Here is a 26,423-nt window from a genome sequence, read left to right as displayed (position 1 = left end):
GGCATGATGCTTGCACGGTCGGTCGACCGGGTGCTCGACGGGGTGGCTCTGGAGGAGGGGACCGTGGGCGAGAAGGTCGTGGCGACTCGCGCGGAACTGGCGGACCGACAGCTGTACCGGCGCAAGCTCCACGCGTGTCTCGAAGCGCTCGGACGGATGCTCCGCGAGGACCGCTTCGACCGGCCGCGGGCGGTGATGGGCCTGGAGATCGAGCTCAACCTGGCCGACGAGCAGGGCCTGCCGGCCATGAACAACGCGCAGGTGCTGAGCGCGATCGGCTCCAGCGACTTCCAGACCGAACTGGGCCGCTTCAACATCGAGGTCAACATCACGCCGCACCGGCTCTGCGGGCACGTCTTCGAGGAACTGCGCGAGGAGATCGACACCGGGCTGCGCTACGCCGACCGGCGGGCGGCCGAGGCGGGCGCCCGGATCGTCATGGTGGGTATCCTGCCGACCCTGGAACACGCCCACACCGGCCTCGACGCGATGAGCCACAACCAGCGGTACAGCCTGCTCAGCGACCAGATCCTGGCCGCCCGGGGCGAGGACATCGCCCTGGACATCGAGGGGGTCGAGCGCCTCCAGCTGGAGTCGATCACCATGGTGGCCGAGGCCGCCGCCACCTCGCTCCAGCTGCACCTCCAGGTGACCCCGGAGCGGTTCTCCTCGGTGTGGAACGCGGCCCAGGCGATCTGCGGGCCGCAGCTCGCGCTCGGCGCCAACTCGCCGTTCCTGTTCGGGCGGGAGCTGTGGCGGGAGACCCGTCCGGTGCTCTTCCAGCAGGCCTGCGACACCCGTACGGCGGAGCTCAAGGCGCAGGGCGTGCGCCCCATCACCTGGTTCGGCGAGCGCTGGGTGGACTCGGCGTACGACCTGTTCGAGGAGAACCTGCGGTACTTCCCCGCGCTGCTGCCGATCTGCGACGACGAGGACCCGCTGAAGGTGCTGGCCTCCGGCGGTGCGCCCAGGCTCGCCGAGATGCGGCTGCACAACGGCACCATCTACCGCTGGAACCGCCCGGTGTACGACATCGCGGGCGGGGTGGCGCACCTGCGGGTGGAGAACCGGGCCCTGCCGGCCGGGCCCACGGTGGCCGACACACTGGCCAACGCCGCCTTCTACTACGGGCTGGTGCGGGTGCTCGCCGAGCAGCCCCGGCCGATCTGGACCCGGCTCCCGTTCGAACGGGCGGACGAGAACTTCCAGCAGGGCGCCCGGTACGGCATCGACGCGGTGTTCCAGTGGCCGCGCTCCGGGCGGGCCGGGCGCGGCGGCGGGCTGCAGACCGTGTCCGCCGTCGACCTGGTGCTGAACGAGCTGCTGCCGATGGCCCACCAGGGCCTCGACGAGTGGGGCGTGGAGCCCGCCGACCGGGACCGCTACCTGGGCATCATCGAGCAGCGCTGCCTGCGCCGCGCCAACGGCGCGTCCTGGCAGGTCGCGACCTTCCACCGGCTGCGCGAGCAGTACGGGATGGACCGTCCGGCCGCGCTCGCCGCGATGACCAGGCGCTACGCCGAACACATGCGCGGCGGGGAGCCGGTGCACACCTGGCCGGTGGGCTGATCCCCCGGAACCCGCCTCCCCGCCGGGGCGTCCCGGCGGTTGTGTCAGGATGATCGCTCCGGCGGTCGGCCGACGGCCGGAGCGACCGCCCCTCCGCTGGAGCCCCCGTGACCACCGTCCCGACCGCGCCGGAGACCGCGAAGCCCACCCGTCGGCTGTTCGGCGCGGAACTGCTGATCGTCCTCGGCCTCTCCCTCGGGGCCAGCGGGATCAGCGCGCTGATCAGCTTCGCCGCCTCGCTCACCGAACCGCTCAAGCTCGGCCAGCAGGTCGCCACGCTGAACGGCTCGCGGGCGCCCGGGCGGCCCTGGCTGGACCTCGTCTGGCAGCTGTACTACATCGGGCGCGGGCTGATGCCGGTGGTGCTGGTCGGCTACCTGCTGGTGCGCGAGGGCGTCACGCTGCGGGTGTTGGGCTTCGACCTCGGGCAGAAGCTGCGCGACCTGGGGCGGGGCGCCGCCGTCGCGGCCGCGATCGGCGGGTCTGGGCTGGCGCTCTACCTGGCCTCGCAGGCGGCCGGGTACAACCTCACGGTGGCGCCGTCCGGGCTGCCGGACGTGTGGTGGCGGGTACCAGTGCTGCTGCTGTCGGCCTGGCAGAACGCCGTCCTGGAGGAGGTCGTCGTCCTCGGCTACCTGCTGCGCCGGGTGCGGCAGTTGGGGTGGTCGTGGCCCGCCGCGGTGGCGGCGAGTTCGGTGCTGCGCGGCTCGTACCACCTGTACCAGGGGGTCGGCGGGCTGATCGGCAACATGGTGATGGGCGTGGTGTTCTGCCTGCTGTACCGGCGCTGGGGGCGGGTGATGCCGCTGGTGGTGGCGCACGCGCTGATCGACACCGTGGCCTTCGTCGGGTACGCCCTGCTGGCCGGGCACGTCAGCTGGCTTCCGACCCCTTGAGCGAGAGCGCCTGGCCGCGCGGCGGACGGGCGAGCAGCCGGTCGACGTGCCGGCGTTCCAGGCCCTGGCCGGGGTCGACGGGCAGCAGCAGGCGGTCCCGGCGCCACTGGGAGCGGCGGACCAGCCGCGGCGGGATGACGTCGTCCACCCAGGCGAACGGCCGGCCGTCGGCGTAGCGCAGCAGCGGGGCCCACTTGGCGGCGGAGAACAGCTCCATCAGCGGGACGCGCGGGTCGCCGGGCTGCGGGACGTAGCCGGTGAAGGTGACCACGGGGAGCGGGTCCAGGCCGATCGCAGGGGCGATGTGGGTGTTGGCGTGCTCCTCCCAGGTGGTGGCCCAGACCAGGTCGTACGTTCCGGCGAGCTCGCGCAGCCAGGTGCCGTGCCGGGCGGACAGCAGGACGGTGTAGCCGAACAGGGTGTGGGCGTCGAACCCGGCGTCCGGGTGCGGGCAGACCGGGTTCAGGACGCCGTCGACGTCCAGGAACAGCAGTGGCTTCGGCACCGGTGGCCCCTCGGATGCGGTGGTGTTTCCTGCCTGTTCGGACGACCCTCGCACACCTCCGGTTGCCCGCGGGCGGGCGCACGCGGGGCGCACGGGGCGCTCACGGGGTGGGCGCGGGCTCGCCGACGGGCACCGGTGCGTCCGACGTGCTCCGACGGCTCAGGCGGCGGACCTGCGGGTCCAGCAGGACGACCGCGCTGAGCACCAGACAGGCGACGGCGCACGCCCAGAGCGCGCCGGACAGGCCGAGCGCCACGGCCGCGGGGCCGGCCAGCGCCGTGCCGACCGGGGCCAGCGAGTAGGAGCCGAGTTCGTCGTAAGCGGACACCCGGGAGAACATCTCCTCGGGTATCTCCTGCTGGAGCGCGACCATCCAGTTGACGCTGAAGACGGTGACGCCGACGCCGGACAGGAACATCGCGACGACCAGCAACGGCAGCGGCACCTCGGCGGCGAGGGCCACGGCGGGCACGCCGAACAGGAAGACCCCCCAGTTGCCGACCAGCAGGATCCGGCGGGGCCGCCAGCGGGTCATCAACACGCCGGCGGCCACCAGGCCGACGCCGTAGGCGGACATCGCCAGGCCCCAGGCGCCCGCGCCGCCGAGCCGCTCCTTGGCGGCGGTCGGCCCGTACACCGACTCCACCGCGTTGACGCAGGCGACCAGCACGGAGAACTGGAGCACGATCACCCAGAGCCAGCGGCGGGAGGCGAACTCCCGCCAGCCCTCGCGCAGATCGCGCAGCATGCTGCTGCCGGTCGACGCGGGGACCTGCTCCGGCTCCAGGAAGAAGCGGAGGACGGCGGCGGCCAGGAAGCACAGCGCGTCCAGGGCGAGCACCCAGCCGGGGCCGACGGCGGCGGTGAGGGCGCCGCCGAGGGCGGCGCCGCCGATCTGGGAGGCGTTGAGGCCCATCCGGAAGACCGCGAAGGCGCGGGCGGCGTGCTCCTGCGGGACGGCCTGCATGATCATGCCGCCGGAGGCGGGGGAGTAGAGGGCGTAGCCGGCCCCGCCGGCCGCGGAGAGCGCCAGCATCTGCCAGAGCCGGACCTCCCCGGTCAGCACCAGGGCGGCCAGGACGGCCTGGGAGACCCCGCTGAACACATTGGCGGCGACCATGATCAGGTGGCGCGGCAGCCGGTCGGCGAGGGTGCCGCCGACCACCATGAGCAGCACGGTGGGCACCAGCCGGGCGGCGGTGACGTAGCCGACCTCGGTGGTGGTGCCGCCGGTGCCGAGCACGGCGAAGGCGGTGGCGATGGGGGCGCCGGCGTTGCCGAGGCCGCTGATCACGGTGGCGGCGGTCTGGACGCGGAAGTTGCGGCTCGCCCAGGCGAAGCGGCGCGGGGACGGGAGTGGGGTCGGCACCCGGAGACTATGCCGTGGGGCCGTACGGGTGTCCATCCGGTTTACCCGCCCGGACGCCCGGAGCACGGGGTTTCGGCCGAGGCCCGATCGGCCGAGGGGGTCCCATCAGCCGGGGGTCCCATCGGCCGAGGTGGCCCCCTCAGCCGAGGTGGCCCCAGAGGAAGGTGAGGGTCCGGCGCCAGGCGATCCGGGCCTGGAGCGGGTCGTGGGTGCCGATCAGGTTCTCGTCGTTCATGAAGGCGTGCCCGGCCGGGTAGAAGTGGATCTCCGGGCGGACGTCGGTGGCCTCGCCGATCCGGATCGCCGCCTCGTCCACCGCGGCCATCGGGATCGAGCCGTCCAACTCGCCGAAGTGGCCGAGCACATGGGCGGTCAGTCCGCGGTAGTCGAAGTCCGGATCGGGCGGCAGGCCGTAGAACGGGACCACGGCGGCCACCTTGTCGCCGGCCCGGGCGGCCAGCAGCAGGGCGAAGCCGCCGCCCATGCAGAAGCCGACCACGCCGACCGCGTCGCCGACCACGCCGTCCAGGGCGAGCAGGTGGTCGACGGCCCCGGCCAGGTCCTCCACCGCCCGGTCGACCGGGAGCTCGCGCTTGAACCGGGCGGCCTCGGCACCGTCGTGGGTGGTGGCGCCGCCGAACAGGTCGGGGGCCAGGACGGTGAACCCCTCGGCGGCGAAGCGGTCGGCCACGTCGGCGATGTGCGAGGTGAGCCCCCACCACTCCTGCACCACCACCAGGCCCGGCCCGACCCCCTGCGGCGGGCGGGCCAGGTAGCCGTGCGCGGTGCGGCCGTTGCTCGGGAAGGTCACGTTCTGCCGGGAGCCGCCCTCGTCAGGCATGGCTTCCTCTCGGTGGGTCGGGCCGCGTGCGGCGGGTGTTCGGCGGGGTGGGCCGGGTCAGCCCATCTCCTCCAGGGCACGGCCCTTGGTCTCCTTGATGCAGAAGACCACGAACGGGATGGAGAGCAGGGCGAAGGCCGCGTAGATGACGTACGTCGCCGAGAGGTTCCAGTCGGCGAGGTCCGGGAAGCTGACGGTGATCGCCCAGTTGGCGATCCACTGCGCCGAGGCGGCGACGGACAGCGCCAGCGCGCGGATCCGGTTGGGGAACATCTCGCCGAGCAGGACCCAGACCACCACGCCCCAGGAGAAGGCGAAGCAGAGCACGAAGACGTGCGCCGCGATCAGGGCGACGGTGGCGTGGGTGTTGTCCAGGGTGGCGGTGGTGCCGGTGCCCTCCCGGTAGGAGAACGCCCAGGCGGCGGTGCCCAGTGCGGCCGCCATGCCGATCGAGCCGGCCAGGGCGAGCGGCTTGCGGCCGATCCGGTCCACCAGGGCCATCGCGATCACCGTGCCGATCACGTTGATGATCGAGGTGGAGAGGCTGATCAGCAGCGAGTTGGACTCGTTGATGCCGACCGACTGCCACAGGAAGGACGAGTAGTAGAAGATCACGTTGATGCCGACGAACTGCTGGAACACCGAGGCGCCGATGCCGACCCAGACGATCGGCAGCAGGCCGAAGCGGCCGCCGAGCAGGTCCTTGAGCCGGGGCTTGTGGGCGGACTCCAGCACCGAGCGGATCTCCGCCACCCGGGCGTCCAGGTCCACGCCCTCGCCCTCGACCTCCGCCAGCACCTTGCGGGCCTGCTCCTCGCGGTGGTCGGCGATCAGGAAGCGCGGCGACTCCGGGATGGCGAGCGCCATCAGCCCGTACACCAGGGCCGGGATGGCCTCGACACCGAGCATCCACTGCCAGGCCTGGATGCCGCCGAGGTGGTTGGTGGACTCGCCGCCGGCGGCCTGGTTGAGCGCCCAGTTGGCGAGCTGGGAGACGGTGATGCCGAGCACGATCGCCATCTGCTGGAAAGAGGCGAGCCGGCCGCGGTAGGCGGTCGGGGCGACCTCGGCGATGTAGGTGGGGGCGATCACCGAGGCGATGCCGATCGCGATTCCGCCGACCACGCGCCAGGCGGCGAGCGTCTCGATGTTCGGCGGGAACATCGAGCCGATACCGCTGGCCGCGAACAGCGCGGCGGCCAGCAGCATCGTGCGGACCCGGCCGAGGTGGTCGGCGAGCCGGCCGGCGAGCACCGCCCCCAGGGCCGAGCCGAGCAGGGCGATGGCCACCACGAAGGCGGTGGTGCCGTGGCCCACCGCGAAGTGCTTCTGGATGCCCGTCACGGCACCGTTGATCACCGCGCTGTCGTAGCCGAACAGGAAGCCGCCCATGGCGGCGGCCGCCGAGATGAACACCACGTGGCCGAGGTGGGCCTCGCCGGCCGCCCGTTGGCTGTTGACTGAGGACACGCGCGCTCCCGGAGGTCGACGGGCCCGCTCCGACGCCGAGTGGGCAGGGCTCGTCTCACATTCGAGCAGCGCGGCGGCCGACCTGCCCGAGTTGGCGGCCGACCGGGTGATCCGGGGTCAGCCGGTGGTGTGCGGCCCGTCGGTGCGCCGTCCGGTGGTGCGCGGGAGGTCGGAGCGCGGGGCGTTGCCCAGGGGGCCGGCGGGGCCCTGCGGTGCGGTGCGCGGCCCGTCGGTGCGCCGCCGGTGACGGCGGAGCAACTGGGCGCGGGCGGCGGCGTACTGGTCCCGGCCGCGCCCCGGGCCGTCGGCACGCTCGGCGAGCCGGTCGGCGATCGCGTACTGTGCCTCGGCCGGCTTCTTGTCGTCGTACTTGAACTTGGCCCGCACCTCGTCGACGGTCAGCCGGAGCGCGCGCAGTCCGGGCAGCTGCCGGGCCAACTCGCCCTCGCCGGGCACCACCCGGACCTCCGGCGTCTCCGGCTGGAAGTGCGCCAGCTGGCGGTTGAGGATCTCCGCCTTGCCGGCCGCGGACTCCACCACCTCGGCGGTGCAGTGGAAGTGGACCGAGGCGTAGTAGCTGGTCGGTGTGCCAGGTGCGCCGCGCCAGTGGCCCGGCGCGAAGGCGTAGCCGTCGGTGACCGCGAGGGTGACCTTCGGATCGGCCCGGACGGCGGCCAGCAGCGGGTTGGGCGCGGCGAGGTGGAGCAGGATCTCGCCGTGTTCGACGTCCAGCAGGAAGTGGGTCGGGACCAGCACCGGGCCCTCGCCGGGGCCGCCGTTGGCGGCGAGCAGGCCGAAGTCGCGGCCCTCGGCGAGCCAGGCCCGCCACTCGGCCTCGTCGCCGCGGTCCCAGGATCTGATCAGCACGGGTGCGCCTCCCGTCAGCGGGGGTAGCCGCGCAGGTGCGCGGGGAGCGGGACGGTGGTGCCGGGGTGCGGCTCGGGGGTGCCGTGCACCGCGGTGACCGGGATCAGGCCGGACCAGTACGGCAGGTCGGCGTCCTCCGGGTCGTCGTCGGCGCCGTCCTCGCGGGTTTTGGCCGAGACCTCGTCCAGCTCCAGCCGGAGGACGGCGGTGGCGGCGAGCTCCTTGGCGTTGGCCGGACGGACCTCGGCGGAGCGCCCCGGAATCGCGTGGTCGACCAGGGCGGCGAGCGCGACGTCCAGCTCCTCGGGGTCGGTGACCTGGTGCGCGGTGCCGTGGGCGACCACCGAGCGGAAGTTCACCGAGTGGTTGAACGCGGACTTGGTCAGCACCAGCGCGTCGACCTGGGTGACGGTGACGCAGACCGGCATGCCCTGCCCGCCGGAGGCGTTGCGCATCGGGCGGCTGCCGGTGGAGCCGTGGACGTAGAGCCGGCCGCCGACCCGGGCGAAGATCGTCGGCAGCACCACGGGGGCGCCGTCGACGACGAAGCCGAGGTGGCAGATGTAGGCACTGTCGAGGATGGCGTGGATCGCCTCCTGCTCCCAGGTGGCCCGGTCCCGGTAGCGGGTGGGGGTGGTCCTGGCGGTGCGGGAGTAGCTGGGCGACCCTTCCGGGGTGGCTGGCATGACATCCTCTATGTACTAGTGCATAATTTGCTTTGTGCTAGGAGACTATCCGCTGAAGGGCCGGCGCGCCAGCGAAATCGCGGCCCACATCGAGCAGGGCGTGAGCAGTGGGCGACTCGCCCCCGGAACCGCCCTGCCCCCGCTGCGCGACCTCGCCGCCGAACTGGGCGTCAACCCCAACACCGTCGCCGCCGCCTACCGGCTGCTGCGCGACCGCGGCGTGATCGAGACCGCCGGCCGCAAGGGCAGCCGCATCCTGCCCAGGCCCGCGCTCACCCCGCGCGACCAGATCCGCGTCCCCGTCCCGCCGCACGCCCGCGACCTGTCCACCGGAAACCCCGACCCGGCCCTGCTGCCCGACCTCGCCCCGGCCCTCGCGGCCGCCGCCGAGGCCGCGCGCACCGACCCGGTGCTGTACGGGCACGCCGACGTCGACCCGCAACTGCTCGCGCTCGCCCGCGCCTCCTTCGAGGCCGACGGCCTGCCCGGCGGCCCGATCGCCGTCGCCTCCGGCTCGCTGGACACCATCGAACGGATCCTCGGCGCCCGGCTGCGCCCCGGCGACGCGGTGGCCGTCGAGGACCCGGGCTGGGGCAGCCTGCTCGACCTGCTGCCCGCGCTGGGCCTGAAGCAGGTGCCCGTCCGGCTGGACGACGAGGGCCCGCTGCCGGAGGCGCTGGCCGCCGCGCTGGCCGAGGGCGTCCGGGCGGTGGTGGTCACCAGCCGGGCGCAGAACCCGACCGGGGCGGCGCTCACCGCGCGGCGGGCCGAGGCGCTGAAGGCCGTACTGGCCGAGCACCCCGGGGTGCTGCTGATCGAGGACGACCACGGGCACGGCATGGTCGACCAGCCGTACCACCCGCTGGTCGGCCCCGGCACCCGGAACTGGGCGGTGGTGCGCTCGGCGGCCAAGGCGTACGGGCCGGACCTGCGGGTCTCGGTGGCGGTCGGCGACGCGGAGACGATCGGGCGGGTGGCCGGCCGGCTGCGGCTGGGCGCCGGCTGGGTCAGCCACCTGCTGCAGCGCACCGTCGCGGAGCTGTGGCGCTGCGACGCCGCGCCGGCGGACCGGGTGGCCGCCGCGTACCGGGCCCGGCGCGACGCGCTGCTGGGCGAACTGGCGGCCCGTGGGATCGCGGCGCACGGGCGGAGCGGGCTGAACGTCTGGGTGCCGGTGCCGGACGAGACCTCGGTGCTGGCGGCCCTGGTGCAGCGCGGCTGGGTCGCGGCTCCCGGCGCGCGGTACCGGATCCAGTCGCCGCCCGGGCTGCGGTTCACCACGGCGCGGCTGGAGGCGGCGCAGGCGCGGGAGCTGGCGGAGGACCTGGCGGCGGTGCTGGGGGCGGGCGGGGGCGGGTCGCGGCTGGTGTGAGCCCGTGGGCCGCTGCGCCGTGAGCCCGTATGCCGTGAGCCGGTGCGCCGCGGGCCGGGTGGGGCAGGTGTGGCGGGTGTGAACCGCGGGCGGCATCCGGTCGTCGCCCGCCCGCCTGGTCTGAACCCGGCGGTAACAAAAGCGGAAACCTCCCGCAGATGCCTAGCGGTGGCGAGCGCGGGCATGTCATCTTTCATCGCGCCACCGGCCGGCGGCCCACCCTCACCCAGGCATCCTCCCGTTCCCCATTCCTCGGGAGGATCGAGCCGCAGGAGTTCCGCAGTGCCCGAGAACTGTTCGAGCATGACCCGCAACACCCGCAGCACCCGTCGTCCCGGCCGTCGGCTGCTGGCCGCAGCCCTCGCCCTCCCGCTCGTCGTCGCGGGCCTGGCCGTCGCCTCGCCGGCCTCCGCCGCACCGGCCGCACCGGCCGCCGTGCCGTCCGGGCCCACCGCCAGCGTCACGCTCGGCGACAGCTACATCTCCGGCGAGGCCGGCCGCTGGAAGGGCAACTCGGCCGGCACCGGCGGCAGCCGCAACGGCACCGACCGGGCGTGGACCGGCAGTGCGTACGACGCCTCGCGGGTCTACGGCGCCACCGCCGCGAGCGGATGCGACCGCTCGGACGTCTCCGAGGTGCTCAGCGCCTCGACCGGGGCCCAGAACGAGATCGACCTGGCCTGCTCCGGAGCCGTCAGCGCGAACGTCTTCCGCGCCTCCAACGGCGGCCAGTCGCTCAAGGGCGAGGCCCCGCAGGCCGACCAACTCGCCACCGTGGCACGGCAGAACAACGTCAAGCTGATCACCCTGTCGATCGGCGGCAACGACCTGGGCTTCTCGGACGTCATCTCCACCTGCGTGAAGGACTACCTGATCTGGTACTCCTACTGCCACTACTCCGCGCAGTCCCAGATCGACGACAGGATGCCCGCCGCGATGGCCGGGGTCGGCAAGGCGGTCGACGAGGTCCGCGCGGTGATGGCCGACGCCGGCTACGCGCAGTCGGACTACCGCCTGGTGCTGCAGTCCTACCCGTCGCCGATCCCGCGCAGCGCCGAGATGCGCTACCCGGAGAGCGGCTGGACCCGCTCCAACACCGGCGGCTGCCCGTTCTGGGACGGGGACGCCGATTGGGCCCGCGACTCCATGGTGCCGCAGATCTCCCGGGCGCTGGCGGGCGTCGCCGCTGCCAAGGGCGCGCAGTTCCTCGACCTGTCGGACATGCTGCAGGGCCGCGAGGTCTGCTCGACGGCCACCAAGCAGCCGACCGCGAGCACCGGCCCGTCCGCGACCACCAGTGAGTGGGCGCGGTTCCTGGACGGCGGGCTCAACTCCACGCAGGGCGTGCTGCAGGAGTCGATGCACCCCAACTACTACGGCCAGCAGGCGGTCGGGCGCTGCCTGACGCTGCTGTGGGCGCGTCCGAGCGGTGACTACGCGTGCCGCAACACGGCCGGGCAGGACGCGGGCGGGATGTACCTCACCGCTCGGTGACCGCGCGCCCGACGGCGCGCCGACCGCGTGACACGGCGCTCCCGCAGCCTCGGCCGCGGGGGCGCCGTACGGCCGCCGCTCAGCCCTTCGCGAGCAGCGACTGGGCGTGCGCGCGGACCTGATCCTTCGTCAAATACGCGTCGGTGTACTCGAAGTCCTGCAGGCGGGCGGGCTGGCGGGCGAGGAAGCCGGTGCGGACGAAGTCGTCGCCGGCGGTCGCGTTGAGCAGCCAGTTGGCGCCCACCCGGAACTTGGCCGCGTTGGTCCGCATCGCCATCAGGTGGTAGCCGCGCGCCACCAGCTGGGCGGGCACCCCGCGCAGCTCCACGCCGAGCGGCTTGGAGACCGCGTCCTTGCCGCCGAGGTCGACGACCAGGCCCAAGTCCTTGTGGTAGTAAGGCTCCAGGGGGCGGCCGTGGAGCGAGGCGATCACGTTGTTCGCGACCGCGCGGCCCTGGCGGGCGGAGTGCTGGGCGGTCGGCGGGCAGACCGCGCCGTCGCCCTTGGCGAGGTCGGGGACGGCGGCGGCGTCGCCGACCGCGAACACGCCCTCGAACTGCGGCACCCGCATCTCCGCCGTCACGGCGAGCCGGCCGCGGACCGTCTCGGCGTCCAGGGTGCCGATCAGCGGGCTCGCGGCCACGCCGGCGGTCCAGATCAGGGTGCGGCAGGGGAGCACCCGGCCGTCGGTGAACTTGACGGTCTCGGCGCCGACCTCGGCCACCGAGACGCCCAGCGACACCTCGATGCCGCGCTCGCGCAGCACCTCCAGGGCGGCCTCGCCGAGCGGGTCGCCCAGCTCCGGCATCAGCTTCGGGGCGATGTCGATCAGGTGCCACTTGATCTGCCGGGCGTCCAGGCGCGGGTAGCGGTGGGCGGCGGCGGTGGTCAGGCGCTGGAGGCAGGCGGCCGTCTCGGTGCCCGCGTAGCCGCCGCCGACGACCACGAACTGGAGCCGGGACTCGCGCTCCCTCTGGTCCAGGGTGGCGGAGGCGAGGTCGAGCTGGGCGATCACGTGGTCGCGGACGTAGGCCGCCTCGGCGAGCGTCTTCATGCCGCGGGCGTAGTCGGTGAGGCCGGGGATGTCGAAGGTGCGGGTGACGCTGCCGGGGGAGAGCACCAGGTAGTCGTACTTCTGTGCGACCACCTCGTCGGTGATCTTGCGGACGACGCACACCTTGGAGGCCGGGTCCACGCCGATGGCCCCGCCGGGGACGATGTGGGTGCGGCGCAGCGAGCGGCGCAGGGAGACGGCCACGGACTGCGGGGTCAGGACGCCGGCCGCGACATGGGGGAGGAGGGGGAGGTAGAGCTGGTAGCTGAACGGCGTGACCAGCGAGATCTCGGCCTCCGACGGTGACAGCTTGTGTTCGAGTCGGCGGGCGCACTCCAGGCCGGCGAAGCCACCGCCCACGATCAGGATCCGAGGTCGTTCCATCGCTCATCCCTTTGCCGTGAAGGTCCCCATTACTGTCCGCCACACTCGCACGGAGCAGCGGGGGCTGCCACCGGGGTGGGGCCGTGGGGGTGGGGAAGCGCCGCGGCGGGTGGGGGAGAGGGGCGGCGCGGCGGTGGGGGCGGAGCGGGCGGGGCGGCGACACCGATAGGCTGTCGGCCGTGCTACCCGAGGTGACGGCGATCCGGTACGTGACGCCACTGCGAGAAGGCGGCTCGATGCCGGGCCTGGTCGAGGCCGACGATCGGCGGCTGTACGCGCTGAAATGGGTCGGTGCGGCGCAGGGCCGCAAGGCGTTGGTCGCGGAGGTGCTGGCCGGGGAACTCGGTCGGCGGCTCGGGCTGCCGGTGCCGGAGCTGGTGACGATCGACCTGGACCCGGTGCTCGCGCGCAGCGAGCCGGACCACCAGGTCCAGGACCAGATGCGGGCCAGCGGCGGGACCAACCTCGGGATGGCCTTCGTCAGCGGCGCGCTCAACTTCGACCCGCTCTGCTTCGAGGTGGAGCCGGAGCTCGCCGGGCAGGTGCTCTGGTTCGACGCGCTGATCGGCAACGTCGACCGCTCCTGGCGCAACCCCAACCTGCTGGTGGCCACCGGTGGGCTGCGGCTGATCGACCACGGCGCGAGCCTGATCTTCCACCACAACTGGCCGGGCGCCGCCTCCTGGGTCCGCCGTCCGTACGACGCCTCCGACCACGCGCTGCTGGGGGCCCGGCCGGACCTGGCGGCGGCCGACAAGGCGCTCGCGCCGCTCGCCGAGGCGGCGATCGAGGGCGCGGTGGCGCAGATCCCCGAGGTCTGGCTGGTGGACGAGTTCGGCTTCGACTCGCCCGACGAGGTGCGCGCTGCGTACCGTGCCCAGCTGACCGAGCGACTGGCCGGTCCGCGCGACTGGCTGCCGGAGGTGCCCGCATGACCGAGCCCGCGCTGTCCGCGCTGCCGGCCACCGTCGAACTGCACGACTACGAGTACGCCGTGATCCGCGCGGTGCCGAGGGTCGAGCGCGGCGAGTGCGTCAACGTCGGGGTGCTGCTGTACTGCCGGCAGAGCTCGCACCTGGCGGCCCGTACCCATCTGGACCAGGCCCGGCTGCTGGCGCTGGACCCGGTGGCGGACGTCCAGGGCGTGCGGCGGGCGCTGCACGGGATCGAGGCGGTCTGCCACGGCGGGCCGCAGGCCGGTCCGGCGGCGGGGGACAGCCCCGGGCAGCGGTTCCGCTGGCTGACCGCGCCGCGCAGTGCGATCGTCCAGCCGGGGCCCGTGCACACCGGGCTGACCGCGGATCCGGAGGCGGAGCTGCGGCGGTTGTTCGACCAGTTGGTGCTCTGACACCGGGGGCCGGGGCGGTTCGTCGACGGTTGCCCTGGTCAAAGCTTGAGATACTGAAGCACCTGGCCGTACGCTGGCCCCATGGGTTCGACAGCGACGACGACCGTACCGACCAACGCCGAGTTGATGGAGGCGTTGGCCGCCGTCGGTGCCGCGTACTTCCAGGACTTCGCGGCGGCCGCCGCCCGGCACGGGCTCTCCTCCTCCCAGGCCAAGGCGCTGGGCGCGGTGCAGGAGCCGGTGCCGATGCGGGCGCTGGCCGGCCGGCTGGGCTGTGACGCGTCGAACGTCACCGGGATCGTGGACCGGCTGGAGTCGCTGGGTCTGGCCAACCGGGAGGCGGCGGCCGGTGACCGCCGGGTGAAGATCGTGGTGATCACGGCCGAGGGCCGGGAGATCCTCAACCGCATCCGCGGCGAGATGGCCCGGACCCACCAGGCCTTCGAGGCGATGGACGACGAGCAGCGGATCGCGCTGCACTCCATCTGCGCGCAGGTGCTGCCGGTACTGGCCGGCCGCACGGGCGGCGCGCAGTAGCGCGCGCAGAAGAGAACGCGCCGCCCGCGCGCCGTCCCGGTCAGAGCAGCCCGACGAGTTCCGGTGGCAGCGGCCGGTGGTGGAGCAGGGTGAGTGAGCGGGTGGTCCGGGTCAGGGCGACGTAGAGGTCGCGCGGGGCGAGTCCGGCCGGCTCGACGACGACCACCGCGTCGAACTCCAGCCCCTTGGTGTCCGCGACGGTGAGCGCGTCCAGCTCCGCCGCCAGGGTGTCCGGGGCGATCACGCCTAGGGTGCCCGGGCCGCCGGGCAGCCGGGTGAGCGCCGCGGCGAAGTCGCCGTCCGGGACGGGGACGGCGCGGGGCCGCTCGGTGCCCGGGCGGATGGACTCGGGCGGCCGGTGGTCGGGCAGGGCGGTGCGCAGCACGGCGGTGGCGAGGGCCATCACGGGCTCCGGCGTGCGGTAGTTGACGGTCAGCCGTTCCTCGCGCCAGCGGCCGGGCAGGTGCGGGTCGAGCATGTCGGCCCAACTGCGGGCGCCGGCGGGCGATCCGGTCTGGGCGAGGTCTCCCACGATGGTGAGCGAGCTGGTCGGGACGCGCCGCAGGACGGCGCGCCAGGCCATCGCGGACAGCTCCTGCGCCTCGTCCACGACGACGTGGCCGTACGCCCAGGTGCGGTCGGCGGCGGCGCGTTCGGCGGTGGAGCGGTACGGGCCGTTGTCACGGAAGCGCTCGGCGAGGGCGGCGGAGTCCAGCAGGGCGTCGTCGGTCTGCCCGGTGATGGTCAGCACGCCCTGGGCGAAGGCGAGTTCGTCCGAGGTGTCGTCGGTCGGGGTGTCGGTCGGGGCGGATTCCCTTGCCGTGCCGAGGAGTTCGGCGGCCTCGTCGAGCAGCGGGACGTCCTCGACCGTCCAGTCCGACCCGGGCGGGCGGAGCAGGGCGGATGCCTGGTCGGGGGCCGTTTCGGTGAGCAACTCCCGGTCGGTGAGAAGCCGTTCGAGCAGTTGCCGGGAGGTGAGCCGGGGCCAGAGCGGGTCGAGCGCGGCGCGGACGTCCGGCCGTTCCCACAGCTCGCGCGGGGCGTAGTGGGCCTCCTCGTCGTCGTACGGGCGGCCGAGGGCGAGTGCCTGGGCGATGGCGAGGGCGTCGAGCAGGGTGCTCAGGTAGAAGCCGCGGGCCCGGTTGTGCGGCAGCCGCAGGCCGCGGGCGGCGTCCCGGGCCTCGGCGCAGGCCCGGGCGGAGACCCGCAGCCCGTCGCCCAGGTCCAGGCCGTCGGCGGGGGCCGTCTGGTGGGCGGCCAGGGCGCGGCGGAGCACCCCGGCCATCCAGGGGCCGCCCTTGGCCAGGGCGGCGGCGGGCGCGTCGGTGCGGGTGGCGGTGACGCCGGGGAGGAGCTCGCCGACGGTGCGCAGCACCACCTCGGTCTCGCCGAGGGCGGGCAGCACCTGGTCGATGTACCGCAGGAAGCCGGGGTTGGGGCCGATCACCAGCACGCCCCGGCGCTCCAGTGCGGCGCGGTGGGTGAACAGCAGGTAGGCGGCGCGGTGCAGGGCGGCCAGCGTCTTGCCGGTGCCGGGGCCGCCCTGGACCACCAGGGCGCCGGGCAGCGGGGAGCGGATCACCCGGTCCTGCTCGGCCTGGATGGTGGCGACGGCGGTGCCCATCCGGCCGGTGCGCTCGCGGCCGAGGGCGGCGAGCAGTGCGGCCTCGCCGACCAGGCCGCGCCGGCCGGACTCGTCCAGCCCGGCGAGGTCGAGCGCCTCGTCGTCCAGCCCGGTGAGGGTGCGGCCCCGGGTGTGCAGGTGACGGCGGCGCACGACCGGGCCCGGACGGGCGGGGGTCGCGGTGTAGAAGGGGCGGGCGGCCGGGGTGCGCCAGTCGAGCAGCAGCGGTTCGTACGCGTCGTCGGTCAGGCCGGTGCGGCCGATGTAGTGGACGGTGCCGTCGCGCTCGTCGAGGCGGCCGAAGCACAGGCCGCGTTCGACCGCGTCCAGCCGGGCCGCGTGGCGGGCGGCCTCGTGGGCGCGCACCTCGCGTTCCAGCCGGGCCTGGTGGGTGCCGCCGGGGGCGGCTCCGTCGTGGGCGCCGTCGGCGGTGCGGCGGGCCCGTTCGCGCACCGTGTCGAGCCGGGAGTAGAGCCGGGTGAGGCGGGCCTGCTCGGTGCGCAGGGCCGTGGCGAGGGCGTCGCCGGGGTCTCCCGCGGCCGCTGGATGTTCGCTCATCGGTGTGGTATCCTTGCGGTGAGAAGGTTCTGGTGCGCCATCTGAAAGGCGCTCAATTGACCCAGCCTACCCCAGCCGCCGACGTTCGGCGTGACCTCGGCTGTTACTCTTGCGAAGCGTGAGCGCGAAGCCCCAGATCCCCAATGTCCTGGCCTCCCGGTACGCCTCGGCGACCCTGGCCCAGCTGTGGTCCCCCGAGCACAAGGTGGTCCTCGAGCGCCACCTGTGGCTCGCCGTCCTGAAGGCCCAGCAGGACCTCGGCGTCGAGGTGCCGGCCACCGCCGTCGCCGACTACGAGCGGGTGATCGACCAGGTCGACCTCGGCTCGATCGCCGCCCGTGAGCGGGTCACCCGCCACGACGTCAAGGCCCGGATCGAGGAGTTCAGCGACCTCGCCGGGCACGAGCAGATCCACAAGGGAATGACCTCCCGGGACCTGACCGAGAACGTCGAGCAGCTCCAGATCCGCCAGTCCCTGGAGCACGTGCGCGACCGCACGGTGGCCGTCCTGGTGCGTCTGGCCAAGCTGTCCGCCCAGCACTCCGAGCTGGTCATGGCCGGCCGCTCGCACAACGTGGCCGCGCAGGCCACCACCCTGGGCAAGCGGTTCGCGTCGATCACCGACGAGCTGCTGGTCGCCTTCCGTCGCCTGGAGGAGCTGATCGCCCGCTACCCGCTGCGCGGGATCAAGGGCCCGGTCGGCACCGCCCAGGACATGCTGGACCTGCTCGGCGGCGACACCGACAAGCTGGCCGAGCTGGAGCGCCGGGTCGCCGGGCACCTCGGCTTCGAGAACGTGCTGACCAGCGTCGGCCAGGTCTACCCGCGCTCGCTGGACTTCGAGGTGCTCACCGCCCTCGTCCAGCTGGCCGCCGCGCCGTCCAGCCTGGCCAAGACCATCCGCCTGATGGCCGGCCACGAGCTGGTCACGGAGGGCTTCAAGGAGGGCCAGGTCGGCTCCTCCGCGATGCCGCACAAGATGAACACCCGCTCCTGCGAGCGCGTCAACGGCCTGGCCGTCATCCTGCGCGGCTACGCCTCGATGACCGGCGAGCTGGCCGGCGACCAGTGGAACGAGGGCGACGTCTCCTGCTCGGTGGTGCGCCGGGTCGCGCTGCCGGACGCGTTCTTCGCCTTCGACGGCCTGCTGGAGACCTTCCTGACCGTCCTCGACGAGTTCGGCGCCTTCCCCGCCGTGATCGAGGCCGAGCTGGACCGCTACCTGCCGTTCCTCGCCACCACGAAGGTGCTGATGGGCGCGGTGCGCGCGGGCGTCGGCCGGGAGACCGGGCACGAGGTCATCAAGGAGCACGCCGTCGCCTCCGCGCTGGCGATGCGCGCGGGCGCCCGGGAGAACGAGCTGCTGGACCGGCTGGCCGCCGACGAGCGGATCCCGCTGGACCGGGCCGCGCTGGACGCGCTGCTGGCCGACCGGCTGTCCTTCACCGGCGCGGCCGGTGCCCAGGTCGCCGAGGTCGTCCGCCAGGTGGAGGCCGTCGCGGCCGCCTACCCGGAGGCCGCCAAGTACGCGCCGGCCGACATCCTCTGACGTTCGGTCAGTTCAGAGCCGAGGGCCCTGCCGCCGGACCGGTGGCGGGGCCCTCGCGCGTCGTGGGGACGTGGCCGGGGTCGAGCGGCGGGGCGGTCGGTCCGCACGGCCAGTCGCAGTTCGGCTCGGCCACCGGCTGCTCCTCGGGGGCGAGCACATTGCCGCGTACGGTCGCGGCGGCGATCAGCCCGCCGGCCACCAGGAGGCCCGCGCAGATCAGCATCGCGGTGTGGAAGGCGGAGTCGACCGCGGAGGGCACCCGGTAGGCGTCGCCGCTCAGCCCGGCCAGCGCCGGCAGGGCGGCCACCGCGAGCAGGCCGGCCGCGCGGGCGGCGGCGTTGTTGACCCCGCTGGCGATGCCGGCGTGCCGGACCTCGACGGCGGCCAGCACGGTCGCCGTCAGCGGCGCGACCAGCAGCGTCATCCCGCAGCCCATCACCGTGACGGCGGGCAGCACGTCCACCCAGTACGAGGCGTCGGGGCCGATGCGCAGCATCAGCAGCACCCCGGCGGCGCACAGCAGGGGGCCGACGGTCAGCGGGACGCGCGGGCCGATCCGTTTGCCGAGGCGCCCGGCGCGCGCGGACAGTGCCAGCATCAGCACGGTGATCGGCACCAGGGCGAAGCCCGAGACCAGCGGCGAGAACCCGGACACGATCTGGAGCTGCACCACCAGCAGGAAGAAGACGCCGCTGAACGCCGCGTACACGCACAGGGTGACCAGGTTCACCGCGGTGAACAGCCGTGAGGAGAACAGCCCGAGCGGCAGCATCGGTTCGGGCGCGCGGCGTTCGACGGCCACGAAGGCGACGCCGAGCACCACCCCGATCACCCCGCTGACCCAGACCGCCGGGGACAGGCCCTCGCCGGCCGCGGTCAGCGCGTAGGTGATCGCGCCGAGCGCGAGGGCGGCGAGCACGGCGCCGAGCACGTCGAAGCGGCCGGTGGCGGCCTCGTCCCGGGTCTCCGGCACCGACCGGGTGGTCACCGCGATCACGGCGGCGGCGAGCGGCAGGTTCAACAGGAAGATCCAGCGCCAGCCGGGGCCGTCCACCAGCCAGCCGCCGAGGAAGGGGCCGATCGCGGCCGACACCCCGCCGAGGCCGGACCAGAGCCCGACCGCGGCCGAGCGGTCGTCGGGGTGGAAGACGGCCTGGAGCATGGCGAGCGAGCCGGGGGTGAGCAGCGCCCCGCCGATGCCCTGGACGGCGCGGGCGGCGATCAGCACGTGGATGTTCGGCGCCGCGGCGCAGGCCGCGGAGGCGATGGCGAACCAGACCACGCCGATCAGGAAGACCTTGCGCCGCCCGTACCGGTCGCCGAGCGCGCCGCCGAGCAGGATCAGGCCCGCCAGGGTGAGCAGATAGGCGTTCAGGGTCCATTGCAGGGACGCCAGGGAGGCGCCGAGGTCGGCGCCGATCCGGGGCAGGGCGACGTTCACCACGGTGCCGTCGAGCATCGCCATGCTGGAGCCGAGCACGGTCGCCAGTAGTACCCAGCGACCCTGCGCGGTGCCCAGGCGCAGGGTGCCGGCCTCGGAGGTGGCCACGGGCGAATCCTGCGCTGCCGGGGCGCACGTGACAAGGGTCACCGGTGGGTGTGTTGACGGTCGGCGGTGCGTGAACGGGTGGCTGCGGTCCGTCGCCGATCTCGGCGCAGGGTCGTGGATCAGTGGCGGGGGGTGAATGGGTTGTGTACGCACCGTGGGGTCCGGTCTGCGGAGGGTCACCGGAACGGGGGAGATGGTTGCCCTTTCAAAGATCGACATTGCTTCACCCGAACGGATGGGTTTTAGTTCAGCGACCGCCCGGCCAGTCCGGACGGATCCCCCGGGTGGAACGCCGAGTCCTGCCGCTGCCCGGTGGTTCGAAACGAACTCTGTACGGCAGGAGCGGGGGACCCACAGGTAAGTCGCCGGACCGGAGTTCGCGCCTCAGGGCGCGGGCGTCCAGGACCGGCTAGGGGTGAAGCCGCGCATGCGGCCGGGCAACTCCAGCCCGAACCCGACAGCTCACCTCGCAGGCGTCGGAGAGGAAAATTCCATGCCTGCTCAGGCTCGTCGTATCGCCCTGCCCCGCGCCGCCCGTATCGGCATCGCGACCGCCGTCACCGGTGTCTCCTTCGCCCTCCCGCTCGTCACCGCGGTGAGCGCCCAGGCCCACACCGTTCCGGCCGCCCCGGCCGCGCAGGCCCCCGCCTCCACGGACGCCAAGTCGGCCGCGCCGGCCGCTGCCCCGGCCGCCCCGGCCGCGCAGGAGAGCTACCGCGTCGTCAGCGGCGACACCCTGTCCAAGATCGCCGACGCCAAGAACGTCGAGGGCGGCTGGCACGCGCTGTACGAGCAGAACCGCTCGGTCGTCGGCGCCAACCCGAACCTGATCTTCCCGGGCCAGCAGCTCGCGCTGTCGGGCCACGCCGCCGCGCCGGCCGCCGACGCCGCCCCGGCCCAGCCGGCCGCCCCGGCGAAGCCCGCCCAGCCGGCCGCTCCGGCGACCCAGGCCGCCAAGCCGCAGGCCCAGGTCCAGGTGAAGACCGAGGCCGCCAAGCCCTCCGCCCAGCTCCAGACCCAGCTGCAGGTCGCCGCTCCGGCCCCGGTCGTGACCGCCACTCCGGTCGCCGCCGCCACCTCCGGCTTCGTCGCCCCGCTGGCCAACGCGAAGCTCGGCACCGCCTACGGCGTGGCCGGCTCGATGTGGGCCTCCGGCCACCACACCGGCCAGGACTTCGTCGCCTCCACCGGCACCCCGCTGCGCGCCGTCGCCAACGGCGTCGTGGTCAAGGCCGGCAACGGCGGCGCCTACGGCAACGAGGTCGAGATCAAGCTCGCCGACGGCCACTACGCCGAGTACGCGCACCTCTCCTCGATCGGCGTGAGGATCGGTCAGACCGTCACCGTCGGCCAGCAGATCGGCCTCTCCGGCGCCACCGGCAACGTGACCGGCCCGCACCTGCACTTCGAGATCCGCAACGGCTCGGAGTACGGCTCGGACATCAACCCGGTCGCCTACCTGCGCGCGCACGGCGTCGCGCTCTGACCCGGGGCCGCTGAGCCCCGAGGGTTTCTGAACCACCGCTGCTGCGGGGCGAATCGATCCTCCGGGATGGTCATGTCGGGTGACCGCTCGACCGGGTGATCGCCGCACGGCGGACATGGGCGCGGGACACGCCCAGGCCGGCCCGGCCGCACGAGGACCTCCTCGTACGGCCGGGCCGGCCGCTGCCGTTCCGGACCCGCCCGGTCGTGCCCGGTCGTGCCCCGCCCGTCCGGCGGTTCCGGGGCGCCGTTCGACCGGTCGAACGCGGCGTCAACCCGACCGCTCCGGCGGGCCGTCGGCCCGCTCGCGGGGCCGCTCCGGCGCGCCATGCTGTCGGACGGTCAGCGTCCGGCCGGTCCGGCGGTCGGGCGGGTCCGGGAGGCGAGGAGGCCGGATGGCGGTCCGGAGCGGGGACGTGGCGGGGGAGAGGGCCGGGCGGGAGCGGCCGGGGACGGGCGGCGTCGACCGGCTGAAGGCGGACTCGGTCGGCCTGGTCGGCGTGGTGTTCATGGCACTCGCCACCGCGGCCCCGATCACCGCGATGACGGGCAACCTGCCGATCATCGTCGGGCAGGGCAACGGCGCCGGCGCGCCCGCCGCGTACATCGTGGCGACCGTGGTGCTGACGGTGTTCTCGGTCGGCTACGTGGCGATGGCCCGGCACATCACCGCGGCCGGCGCGTTCTACGGCTACGTCTCGCACGGGCTGGGCCGGGTGGTCGGGATGGCCTCGGGGCTGCTCGCGGTGCTGGCGTACGTCGTCACCGAGGCCTCGGCCCTCGGCTTCTTCGCCTACTCGCTGCGCGGACTGGTCCGTTCGCAGCTGGGGGTGGACCTGGGCTGGGGTTGGTACGCGCTGTTCGGGGCGACGGTGATCGGGGTGACGGCCTGGTTCGACCTGCACCTGACGGCCAAGGTGCTCGGGGTGGCGCTGGTGCTGGAGATCGGGGTGCTGGGGGCGGTCTCGTTCGCGGTGCTGTTCTCCGGCGGCGGCCCGGACGGGATCGTGGTCGAGGCCGTGAACCCGCTGAACGCGCTGAGGGGGGTGGGGAGTTCGGGCGCGGCGGCGGCCGGGCTCGGCCTGTTCTTCGCGTTCTGGTCCTGGGTGGGATTCGAGTCCACCGCGATGTACGGCGAGGAGTCCCGCGACCCCAAGCGGGTGGTGCCGCGGGCGACCCTGGTGTCGGTGATCGGTGTCGGACTGCTCTACGTCTTCGTGTCCTGGATGATCGTGTCCGGCAACGGGGTCGGGCACGCGGTCGCGGTGGCGAGCGGCGCCGTGCCGGGCAAGGACGGCAACAGCCTGTTCTTCGACCCGCTCGGCGCGCACCTGGGGGCCTGGGCGGTGAAGGTGTTCCAATGGCTGGTCGTCACCGGCTCGTTCGCCTGCGCGATGGCCTTCCACCAGTGCGCGGCCCGGTACCTGTACGCGATCGGCCGGGAGGGGCTGCTGCACCCGGCGCTCGGCCGCACCCATGCGCGGCACGGTTCGCCGCACGTCGCCTCGGTGGTGCAGTCGGTGATCGCGGTGGGGCTGGTGGCGGGGTTCCTGGCGGCCGGGATGGACCCGTACGCGCACCTGTACACGCTGCTGGCGCTGCTCGGGACGATGGCGATCCTGGTCGTGCAGACGCTCTGCTCCTTCGCCGTGGTCGGGTACTTCCACGTGCGGGGGCGGCACCCGGAGACCGCGCACTGGTTCCGGACGCTGGTCGCACCGCTGGTGGGCGGGGTGGCGATGGCCGGGGTGGTGGTGCTGCTGGTGCTCAACAAGGACGCCGCGGCCGGGGCGGCGGCGCACACGCTGCTGTTCCGGCTGATCCCGTACCTGGTGATCGGGGTGTTCGCGGGCGGGGTCGGGCTGGCGCTGGCGGTGCGCCGTTGGCGGCCCGAGCTGTACGCGCGGATCGGGCGGGTGGTGCTGGAGGACGCGGTCGAGCGGTGACCGGGCGGGTGGTGCTGGGGGTGCGGTCGAGCGGTGACCGGCCGGCGCTCGCGGTGCGCCGGGTTCAGCGCCGGTGGACCGGCAGGCCGTACTGGGCGGCGGCCAGCAGCGCGTGCATCCGGTGGCCGAAGTCCTCGGTGTCCCGGGCCGGTTCGGGGAAGACCAGGCGGACATCGCGGTGGCCGTGCGGGTGGTCCAGGCGCAGCACCAGGCCGTAGCGGTCCAGGGCGAGCGGGCGGACCTCGGGGTCGTGGGTGAGCACGGCCGGGTCGAGCAGCCGGGTGAGGACGTCGAGCGCCTCGGCGTGGTCGTCGGCGAAGTGGGTGAGCAGCGCGGCCTCGTGCCGGGCCAGCGGGTCGGGGCCGGCGAGCGCGAGGTCGGCGGCGGTGATCGCGCCGGTGCCGTACGGGGTGGCGAGGACGGCGTGGGCGACGTCCACCCGCAGGTGCACGCCGAGGCCGTCGTCGGCGAGGTGGGCCAGGTGGAGCCGGCCGGCCAGGGTGAGGCGGGCGCGGACCCGGTCGCGGACGGCGACGGGGGCGATGTCGGTGACGTCGAGGACGACGGCGAGACCGTCGGCGGCGCCGATGGCGGCGGTGGTGAGCGGGTCGTCCAGGGCGGTGCGCAGGCGCAGCCGGGAGCCGTGCACGGAGACCGGGGTGTTCAGGTGGTGGTGCTCGCCGAGGGCGCGGACGGTGAGCGAGGAGGTCGTGCCGAGCAGGCTGTGGATCCGTTCGGCGGTGGTGGGCTCGGGGACCTCGGTGTCGCCGGTGGGCAGGCTCATGGACGGACCTCCAGTTAGTTAGGTGAGCCTAACCTAATGTGCGGGTGGGGGTGTGGCAAGCAGGCCGCCGGACGGGCGAGGGGCCCGGACGCGACTGCGGCGTCCGGGCCCCTCGGTGCGGCGGTGCGGCGGTGCGTCAGCCGATGACGGCCTGGGCGTCGATCTCGACCAGCATCGGCTCCTGCGGCAGCTCGACGAAGATGGTGGTGCGGCACGGCTTCACGCCGCCGGGCTTGATGTTCTCGTCGATGAACTCGGCGTAGACCTCGTTCATCAGCGGGAAGTCGGCGCGCTTGGTCAGGTAGACGCGGAACATCACCACATCCTCGACGGTGGCGCCGCCGGCCTCGACGATGGCCTTGACGTTCTCCAGGGTGCGGCGGGTCTGCGCCTTCACGTCGCCGTGGTGCAGGTACTCGCCGGTGGCGGGGTCCTGCGGGCCCTGGCCGGAGACCTGGAGGATCGGACCCTTGCGGACGCCCTGGGAGAACATCCAGGCGGGAGCGGGGGCGCCGTCGGTGCGGATCTCGGTCTTCTCGCCGTTCCGGAGGTGCTCGGAGGTCATGGGATTCGGATTCCTTAACTGTGTCGACGGTTCGTCAGTTGTGGTCGGGGCGGCCGCAGTCGGCCGAGACGGCGCGGGTGGTGGCGAGCAGCTGCGGGAGCAGGTCCAGCACCTGCTCGTACGGCAGGACGACGTCCGGGACGGAGATCGAGGCGGCGGCCACCACCCGGCCGCTGGCGTCCCGGACGGGCGCGGCCACGCAGTTGATGAAGGCCTCGTGCTCGGCGTGGTCCTGCGCCCAGCCCTGGGCGGCGACCTTCTCCAGCTCGGCGAGCAGCGCCTCGGGGGTGGTCAGGGTGCGCGCGGTGTGCGGGGTGAAGTCGATCCCGGCCACCACCCGGCGCCGCTCGGGCAGCGGCAGGTCGGCGAGCAGCACCTTGGAGACGGCGGCGCTGTGCAGGGCGGCGCGCAGGCCGATCCGGGAGTACATCCGCACCGGGTGGCGGGAGTCGAACTTGTCGATGTAGACCACTTCGCCGCCCTCGTAGGCGGCCAGGTGCACGGTCTGGCCGGTGGCGGCGTTCAGCTCGGCCAGGTGCGGGGCGGCGATCCGGCGCACGCCGCGCTGCTCCAGGGCCAGGCCGGAGAGTGCGAAGAGGCCGGCGCCCAGGTGGTAGCGGTAGCTCGCGTCGCGATAGACGAATCGTTCCTCTTCGAGACTCTGGAGCAGTCGGAGGACGGTCGTCTTGTGGACGCCGAGCACCTCGGCGAGCTGGTCGAGGGAACGCTCGCCCTCGCCGAGCTCGGCGAGGATGCGCAGGGCGCGGGTGACGGTCTGACTCATCGTGCTCCGCTTCGAGGGCCGGGGTTCCCGCTCATTGTGCCCGGGTCCGGTCGGCGGACGGTGGCGGTCCGGCGGACGGTGTGCGGTCGGCTGGACGCGCGCCGCCGGTGGGCAGGGCCGGGCCGGTGATGCCCTCCGCGGTGACCCGGGTGGCGGCCCACTGGGCGGGCGAGGCGTCGAGCAGCGCGGCCACCACGGCGGCGTCCGGCAGCTCGGCCTGGTCGCCGTGGGCGGTCAGCGCGCAGGCGGCGCTCAGGTGGCCGAGCCGCAGGCGGCGCCGCTGGTCCAGGCCCCGGACGGTGCCGGCCAGGTAGCCGGCCGCGAAGGCGTCGCCCGCGCCGGTCGCCTCGACCACCTCGACCGCGAGGGCCGGCTCGGTGACCGCCGTGCCGTCCCGTTCCAGGGCGGTCACCTGGCGGGCGGCGTCCTTGACCACGAGGGTGGCCGGGGCGGGGAAGCGGCGGCGCAGGGCGGCCGGGTCGCCGGTGCCGAAGGCGGCCTCGGCCTCGTCGGCGCCGAGCAGCAGCAGGTCGGCGGCGTCCAGCAGCGGCGGCAGCACGGCCGGGTCGCGCTCGCGCCAGAGCGAGGGGCGCCAGTTGAGGTCGAAGCTGACCAGGCGGTGCGGGCGGCGGTCGGCGAGCAGGGCGCGCAGCAGGGCGAGGCAGTCGTCGGAGAGCGCGGCGGTGATCCCGGACAGGTGCAGCAGCCGGGCGCCGGCCAGCAGGGCGGCGGCGGCCGGGTCGGCGAGCAGGTCGGGGGAGAGCGCGGCGGCCGCGGAGCCGCGCCGGTGGTAGTGCAGCCGGCTGCGGCCGGGCCCGAGGTCGTGGTGGTCGCCGGTGCTTCCGCCGACCTCCTTGAGGTAGAGGCCGGTCGGGCGGTGCGGGTCGACCGCGACCGCCGAGACGTCCACGCCGCGGGCGGCCACCTCGGCGAGCAGCCGGCGGCCGAAGCCGTCGTCGCCGACCCGGCTGATCCAGGCGGTCGGCACGCCGTGGGCGGCCAGCGCGCCCGCCACGTTGGACTCCGCTCCGCCGACCGAGAGCCGGAAGCTCTCCACCGACTCCAGCGGGCCCGGGCGGTCCGGCAGCAGGACGGCCATCGACTCGCCCACGCACACGGCCGTCGGGGGAGGGCCGGGGCGGGTCGGGCCCTGGGTGTCCTGTCGCGGCATGTGCGGGGCTCCTCGT

General features: G+C 74.1%; 23 protein-coding genes and 1 riboswitch. Of the genes, 10 read left to right on the top strand and 13 right to left on the bottom strand.

Annotated elements, in window-relative coordinates; translation table 11 throughout:
* Nucleotides 1-63: 63 nt before the first annotated feature.
* Nucleotides 64-1,569: a glutamate--cysteine ligase gene (locus ACFVVA_RS11690; RefSeq protein WP_359907854.1), complete on the top strand. Its 1,506-nt coding sequence runs from the start codon at nucleotides 64-66 to the stop codon at nucleotides 1,567-1,569.
* 107 nt (nucleotides 1,570-1,676) lie between these two features.
* The gene (locus tag ACFVVA_RS11685; RefSeq protein ID WP_387688267.1) at nucleotides 1,677-2,465 is read left to right on the top strand and encodes a CPBP family intramembrane glutamic endopeptidase; all 789 of its coding nucleotides are present in this window, start codon (nucleotides 1,677-1,679) and stop codon (nucleotides 2,463-2,465) included.
* On the opposite strand, the gene ACFVVA_RS11680 is transcribed toward ACFVVA_RS11685, so the two are convergent.
* The 6 genes from ACFVVA_RS11680 to ACFVVA_RS11655 form a co-directional block, all read right to left on the bottom strand.
* Nucleotides 2,443-2,970, bottom strand: a complete 528-nt coding sequence (locus ACFVVA_RS11680; RefSeq protein ID WP_387688265.1) for an HAD domain-containing protein — start codon at nucleotides 2,968-2,970, stop codon at nucleotides 2,443-2,445. The two genes, ACFVVA_RS11685 and ACFVVA_RS11680, sit on opposite strands and share 23 nt — an antisense overlap.
* 100 nt (nucleotides 2,971-3,070) lie before the next feature.
* Nucleotides 3,071-4,339: an MFS transporter gene (locus ACFVVA_RS11675; protein WP_387688263.1), complete on the bottom strand. Its 1,269-nt coding sequence runs from the start codon at nucleotides 4,337-4,339 to the stop codon at nucleotides 3,071-3,073.
* 139 nt (nucleotides 4,340-4,478) lie between these two features.
* Nucleotides 4,479-5,180 (bottom strand): dienelactone hydrolase family protein, encoded by a 702-nt coding sequence (locus ACFVVA_RS11670; protein WP_387688261.1) that lies wholly within the window; start codon nucleotides 5,178-5,180, stop codon nucleotides 4,479-4,481.
* A 57-nt stretch (nucleotides 5,181-5,237) separates the two neighbouring features.
* Complete coding sequence (locus tag ACFVVA_RS11665; RefSeq protein ID WP_387688259.1) at nucleotides 5,238-6,650, bottom strand: sugar porter family MFS transporter; 1,413 nt, start codon at nucleotides 6,648-6,650, stop codon at nucleotides 5,238-5,240.
* 117 nt (nucleotides 6,651-6,767) lie between these two features.
* The gene (locus ACFVVA_RS11660) at nucleotides 6,768-7,517 is read right to left on the bottom strand and encodes an FMN-binding negative transcriptional regulator (protein ID WP_387688257.1); all 750 of its coding nucleotides are present in this window, start codon (nucleotides 7,515-7,517) and stop codon (nucleotides 6,768-6,770) included.
* A 14-nt stretch (nucleotides 7,518-7,531) separates the two neighbouring features.
* Nucleotides 7,532-8,203, bottom strand: coding sequence for a pyridoxamine 5'-phosphate oxidase family protein (locus ACFVVA_RS11655; RefSeq protein ID WP_387688255.1), 672 nt, complete (start codon nucleotides 8,201-8,203; stop codon nucleotides 7,532-7,534).
* A gap of 34 nt (nucleotides 8,204-8,237) precedes the next feature.
* Here ACFVVA_RS11655 and ACFVVA_RS11650 point away from each other — a divergent pair, with 34 nt between their 5' ends.
* Together ACFVVA_RS11650 and ACFVVA_RS11645 are read left to right on the top strand one after the other, a co-directional pair.
* On the top strand, nucleotides 8,238-9,575 hold the full coding sequence (locus ACFVVA_RS11650; protein ID WP_387688253.1) for an aminotransferase class I/II-fold pyridoxal phosphate-dependent enzyme: 1,338 nt from the start codon (nucleotides 8,238-8,240) through the stop codon (nucleotides 9,573-9,575).
* 303 nt (nucleotides 9,576-9,878) lie between these two features.
* Nucleotides 9,879-11,069 (top strand): GDSL-type esterase/lipase family protein, encoded by a 1,191-nt coding sequence (locus tag ACFVVA_RS11645; RefSeq protein ID WP_387688251.1) that lies wholly within the window; start codon nucleotides 9,879-9,881, stop codon nucleotides 11,067-11,069.
* Nucleotides 11,070-11,148: 79 nt separating this feature from the next.
* On the opposite strand, the gene ACFVVA_RS11640 is transcribed toward ACFVVA_RS11645, so the two are convergent.
* A complete protein-coding gene (locus tag ACFVVA_RS11640) occupies nucleotides 11,149-12,507 on the bottom strand; it encodes an NAD(P)/FAD-dependent oxidoreductase (protein ID WP_387688249.1) in 1,359 nt (452 codons plus the stop codon).
* A 179-nt stretch (nucleotides 12,508-12,686) separates the two neighbouring features.
* Here ACFVVA_RS11640 and ACFVVA_RS11635 point away from each other — a divergent pair, with 179 nt between their 5' ends.
* The 3 genes from ACFVVA_RS11635 (at nucleotide 12,687) to ACFVVA_RS11625 (ending at nucleotide 14,392) form a co-directional block, all read left to right on the top strand.
* A complete protein-coding gene (locus ACFVVA_RS11635; RefSeq protein ID WP_387688247.1) occupies nucleotides 12,687-13,442 on the top strand; it encodes a HipA family kinase in 756 nt (251 codons plus the stop codon).
* The gene (locus ACFVVA_RS11630) at nucleotides 13,439-13,855 is read left to right on the top strand and encodes a DUF3037 domain-containing protein (protein WP_359907821.1); all 417 of its coding nucleotides are present in this window, start codon (nucleotides 13,439-13,441) and stop codon (nucleotides 13,853-13,855) included. The genes ACFVVA_RS11635 and ACFVVA_RS11630 overlap by 4 nt, the downstream gene beginning before the upstream one ends.
* 81 nt (nucleotides 13,856-13,936) lie before the next feature.
* On the top strand, nucleotides 13,937-14,392 hold the full coding sequence (locus ACFVVA_RS11625; RefSeq protein ID WP_359907818.1) for a MarR family transcriptional regulator: 456 nt from the start codon (nucleotides 13,937-13,939) through the stop codon (nucleotides 14,390-14,392).
* Nucleotides 14,393-14,432: 40 nt separating this feature from the next.
* Here ACFVVA_RS11625 and ACFVVA_RS11620 read toward each other — a convergent pair whose 3' ends face one another.
* Nucleotides 14,433-16,574 carry a HelD family protein gene (locus ACFVVA_RS11620; protein WP_387688244.1) on the bottom strand — a complete coding sequence of 714 codons (2,142 nt, stop codon included), beginning with the start codon at nucleotides 16,572-16,574 and terminating at the stop codon, nucleotides 14,433-14,435.
* A 109-nt stretch (nucleotides 16,575-16,683) separates the two neighbouring features.
* Between ACFVVA_RS11620 and purB the strand changes: the two genes are divergently transcribed.
* Nucleotides 16,684-18,123 (top strand): adenylosuccinate lyase, encoded by a 1,440-nt coding sequence (gene purB / locus ACFVVA_RS11615; protein ID WP_359907812.1) that lies wholly within the window; start codon nucleotides 16,684-16,686, stop codon nucleotides 18,121-18,123.
* A gap of 7 nt (nucleotides 18,124-18,130) precedes the next feature.
* Here the strand turns inward: purB and ACFVVA_RS11610 are convergent, their stop codons facing one another.
* Complete coding sequence (locus ACFVVA_RS11610; RefSeq protein WP_387688242.1) at nucleotides 18,131-19,672, bottom strand: MFS transporter; 1,542 nt, start codon at nucleotides 19,670-19,672, stop codon at nucleotides 18,131-18,133.
* 290 nt (nucleotides 19,673-19,962) lie between these two features.
* Nucleotides 19,963-20,163: riboswitch (cyclic di-AMP (ydaO/yuaA leader) on the top strand.
* Nucleotides 20,164-20,165: 2 nt separating this feature from the next.
* On the opposite strand from ACFVVA_RS11610, the gene ACFVVA_RS11605 reads away from it, so the two are divergent.
* Both ACFVVA_RS11605 and ACFVVA_RS11600 read left to right on the top strand, forming a co-directional pair.
* Nucleotides 20,166-21,158, top strand: a complete 993-nt coding sequence (locus ACFVVA_RS11605; protein ID WP_387688240.1) for a peptidoglycan DD-metalloendopeptidase family protein — start codon at nucleotides 20,166-20,168, stop codon at nucleotides 21,156-21,158.
* 394 nt (nucleotides 21,159-21,552) lie between these two features.
* Nucleotides 21,553-23,103 carry an APC family permease gene (locus ACFVVA_RS11600; protein WP_387688238.1) on the top strand — a complete coding sequence of 517 codons (1,551 nt, stop codon included), beginning with the start codon at nucleotides 21,553-21,555 and terminating at the stop codon, nucleotides 23,101-23,103.
* Nucleotides 23,104-23,167: 64 nt separating this feature from the next.
* Here ACFVVA_RS11600 and ACFVVA_RS11595 read toward each other — a convergent pair whose 3' ends face one another.
* The 4 genes from ACFVVA_RS11595 to ACFVVA_RS11580 form a co-directional block, all read right to left on the bottom strand.
* A complete protein-coding gene (locus ACFVVA_RS11595) occupies nucleotides 23,168-23,887 on the bottom strand; it encodes a DUF2470 domain-containing protein (RefSeq protein WP_387688236.1) in 720 nt (239 codons plus the stop codon).
* A 136-nt stretch (nucleotides 23,888-24,023) separates the two neighbouring features.
* Nucleotides 24,024-24,452, bottom strand: coding sequence for a RidA family protein (locus ACFVVA_RS11590; RefSeq protein WP_387688234.1), 429 nt, complete (start codon nucleotides 24,450-24,452; stop codon nucleotides 24,024-24,026).
* Between the two features lie 34 nt (nucleotides 24,453-24,486).
* The gene (locus ACFVVA_RS11585; RefSeq protein WP_359907796.1) at nucleotides 24,487-25,236 is read right to left on the bottom strand and encodes an IclR family transcriptional regulator; all 750 of its coding nucleotides are present in this window, start codon (nucleotides 25,234-25,236) and stop codon (nucleotides 24,487-24,489) included.
* Between the two features lie 31 nt (nucleotides 25,237-25,267).
* Entirely contained in the window at nucleotides 25,268-26,407 is a 1,140-nt protein-coding gene (locus ACFVVA_RS11580) for a sugar kinase (protein WP_387688232.1), read from the bottom strand.
* Between the last annotated feature and the right edge of the window lie 16 nt (nucleotides 26,408-26,423).

The organism is Kitasatospora sp. NPDC058048, assembly GCF_042885555.1.
GTDB lineage: Bacteria > Actinomycetota > Actinomycetes > Streptomycetales > Streptomycetaceae > Kitasatospora > Kitasatospora lactacystinica.
This window is presented reverse-complemented; position numbering and strand designations above follow the sequence as displayed.

Coding starts and splice junctions, on each gene's coding strand:
- ACFVVA_RS11670 (WP_387688261.1), bottom strand. CDS start 5,180: ATGCCTGACGAGGGCGGCTCCCGGCAGAACGTGACCTTCCCGAGCAAC.
- ACFVVA_RS11655 (WP_387688255.1), bottom strand. CDS start 8,203: ATGCCAGCCACCCCGGAAGGGTCGCCCAGCTACTCCCGCACCGCCAGG.
- ACFVVA_RS11645 (WP_387688251.1), top strand. CDS start 9,879: ATGACCCGCAACACCCGCAGCACCCGTCGTCCCGGCCGTCGGCTGCTG.
- ACFVVA_RS11640 (WP_387688249.1), bottom strand. CDS start 12,507: ATGGAACGACCTCGGATCCTGATCGTGGGCGGTGGCTTCGCCGGCCTG.
- ACFVVA_RS11630 (WP_359907821.1), top strand. CDS start 13,439: ATGACCGAGCCCGCGCTGTCCGCGCTGCCGGCCACCGTCGAACTGCAC.
- ACFVVA_RS11625 (WP_359907818.1), top strand. CDS start 13,937: ATGGGTTCGACAGCGACGACGACCGTACCGACCAACGCCGAGTTGATG.
- ACFVVA_RS11620 (WP_387688244.1), bottom strand. CDS start 16,574: ATGAGCGAACATCCAGCGGCCGCGGGAGACCCCGGCGACGCCCTCGCC.
- ACFVVA_RS11605 (WP_387688240.1), top strand. CDS start 20,166: ATGCCTGCTCAGGCTCGTCGTATCGCCCTGCCCCGCGCCGCCCGTATC.
- ACFVVA_RS11600 (WP_387688238.1), top strand. CDS start 21,553: ATGGCGGTCCGGAGCGGGGACGTGGCGGGGGAGAGGGCCGGGCGGGAG.
- ACFVVA_RS11595 (WP_387688236.1), bottom strand. CDS start 23,887: ATGAGCCTGCCCACCGGCGACACCGAGGTCCCCGAGCCCACCACCGCC.
- ACFVVA_RS11590 (WP_387688234.1), bottom strand. CDS start 24,452: ATGACCTCCGAGCACCTCCGGAACGGCGAGAAGACCGAGATCCGCACC.
- ACFVVA_RS11585 (WP_359907796.1), bottom strand. CDS start 25,236: ATGAGTCAGACCGTCACCCGCGCCCTGCGCATCCTCGCCGAGCTCGGC.
- ACFVVA_RS11580 (WP_387688232.1), bottom strand. CDS start 26,407: ATGCCGCGACAGGACACCCAGGGCCCGACCCGCCCCGGCCCTCCCCCG.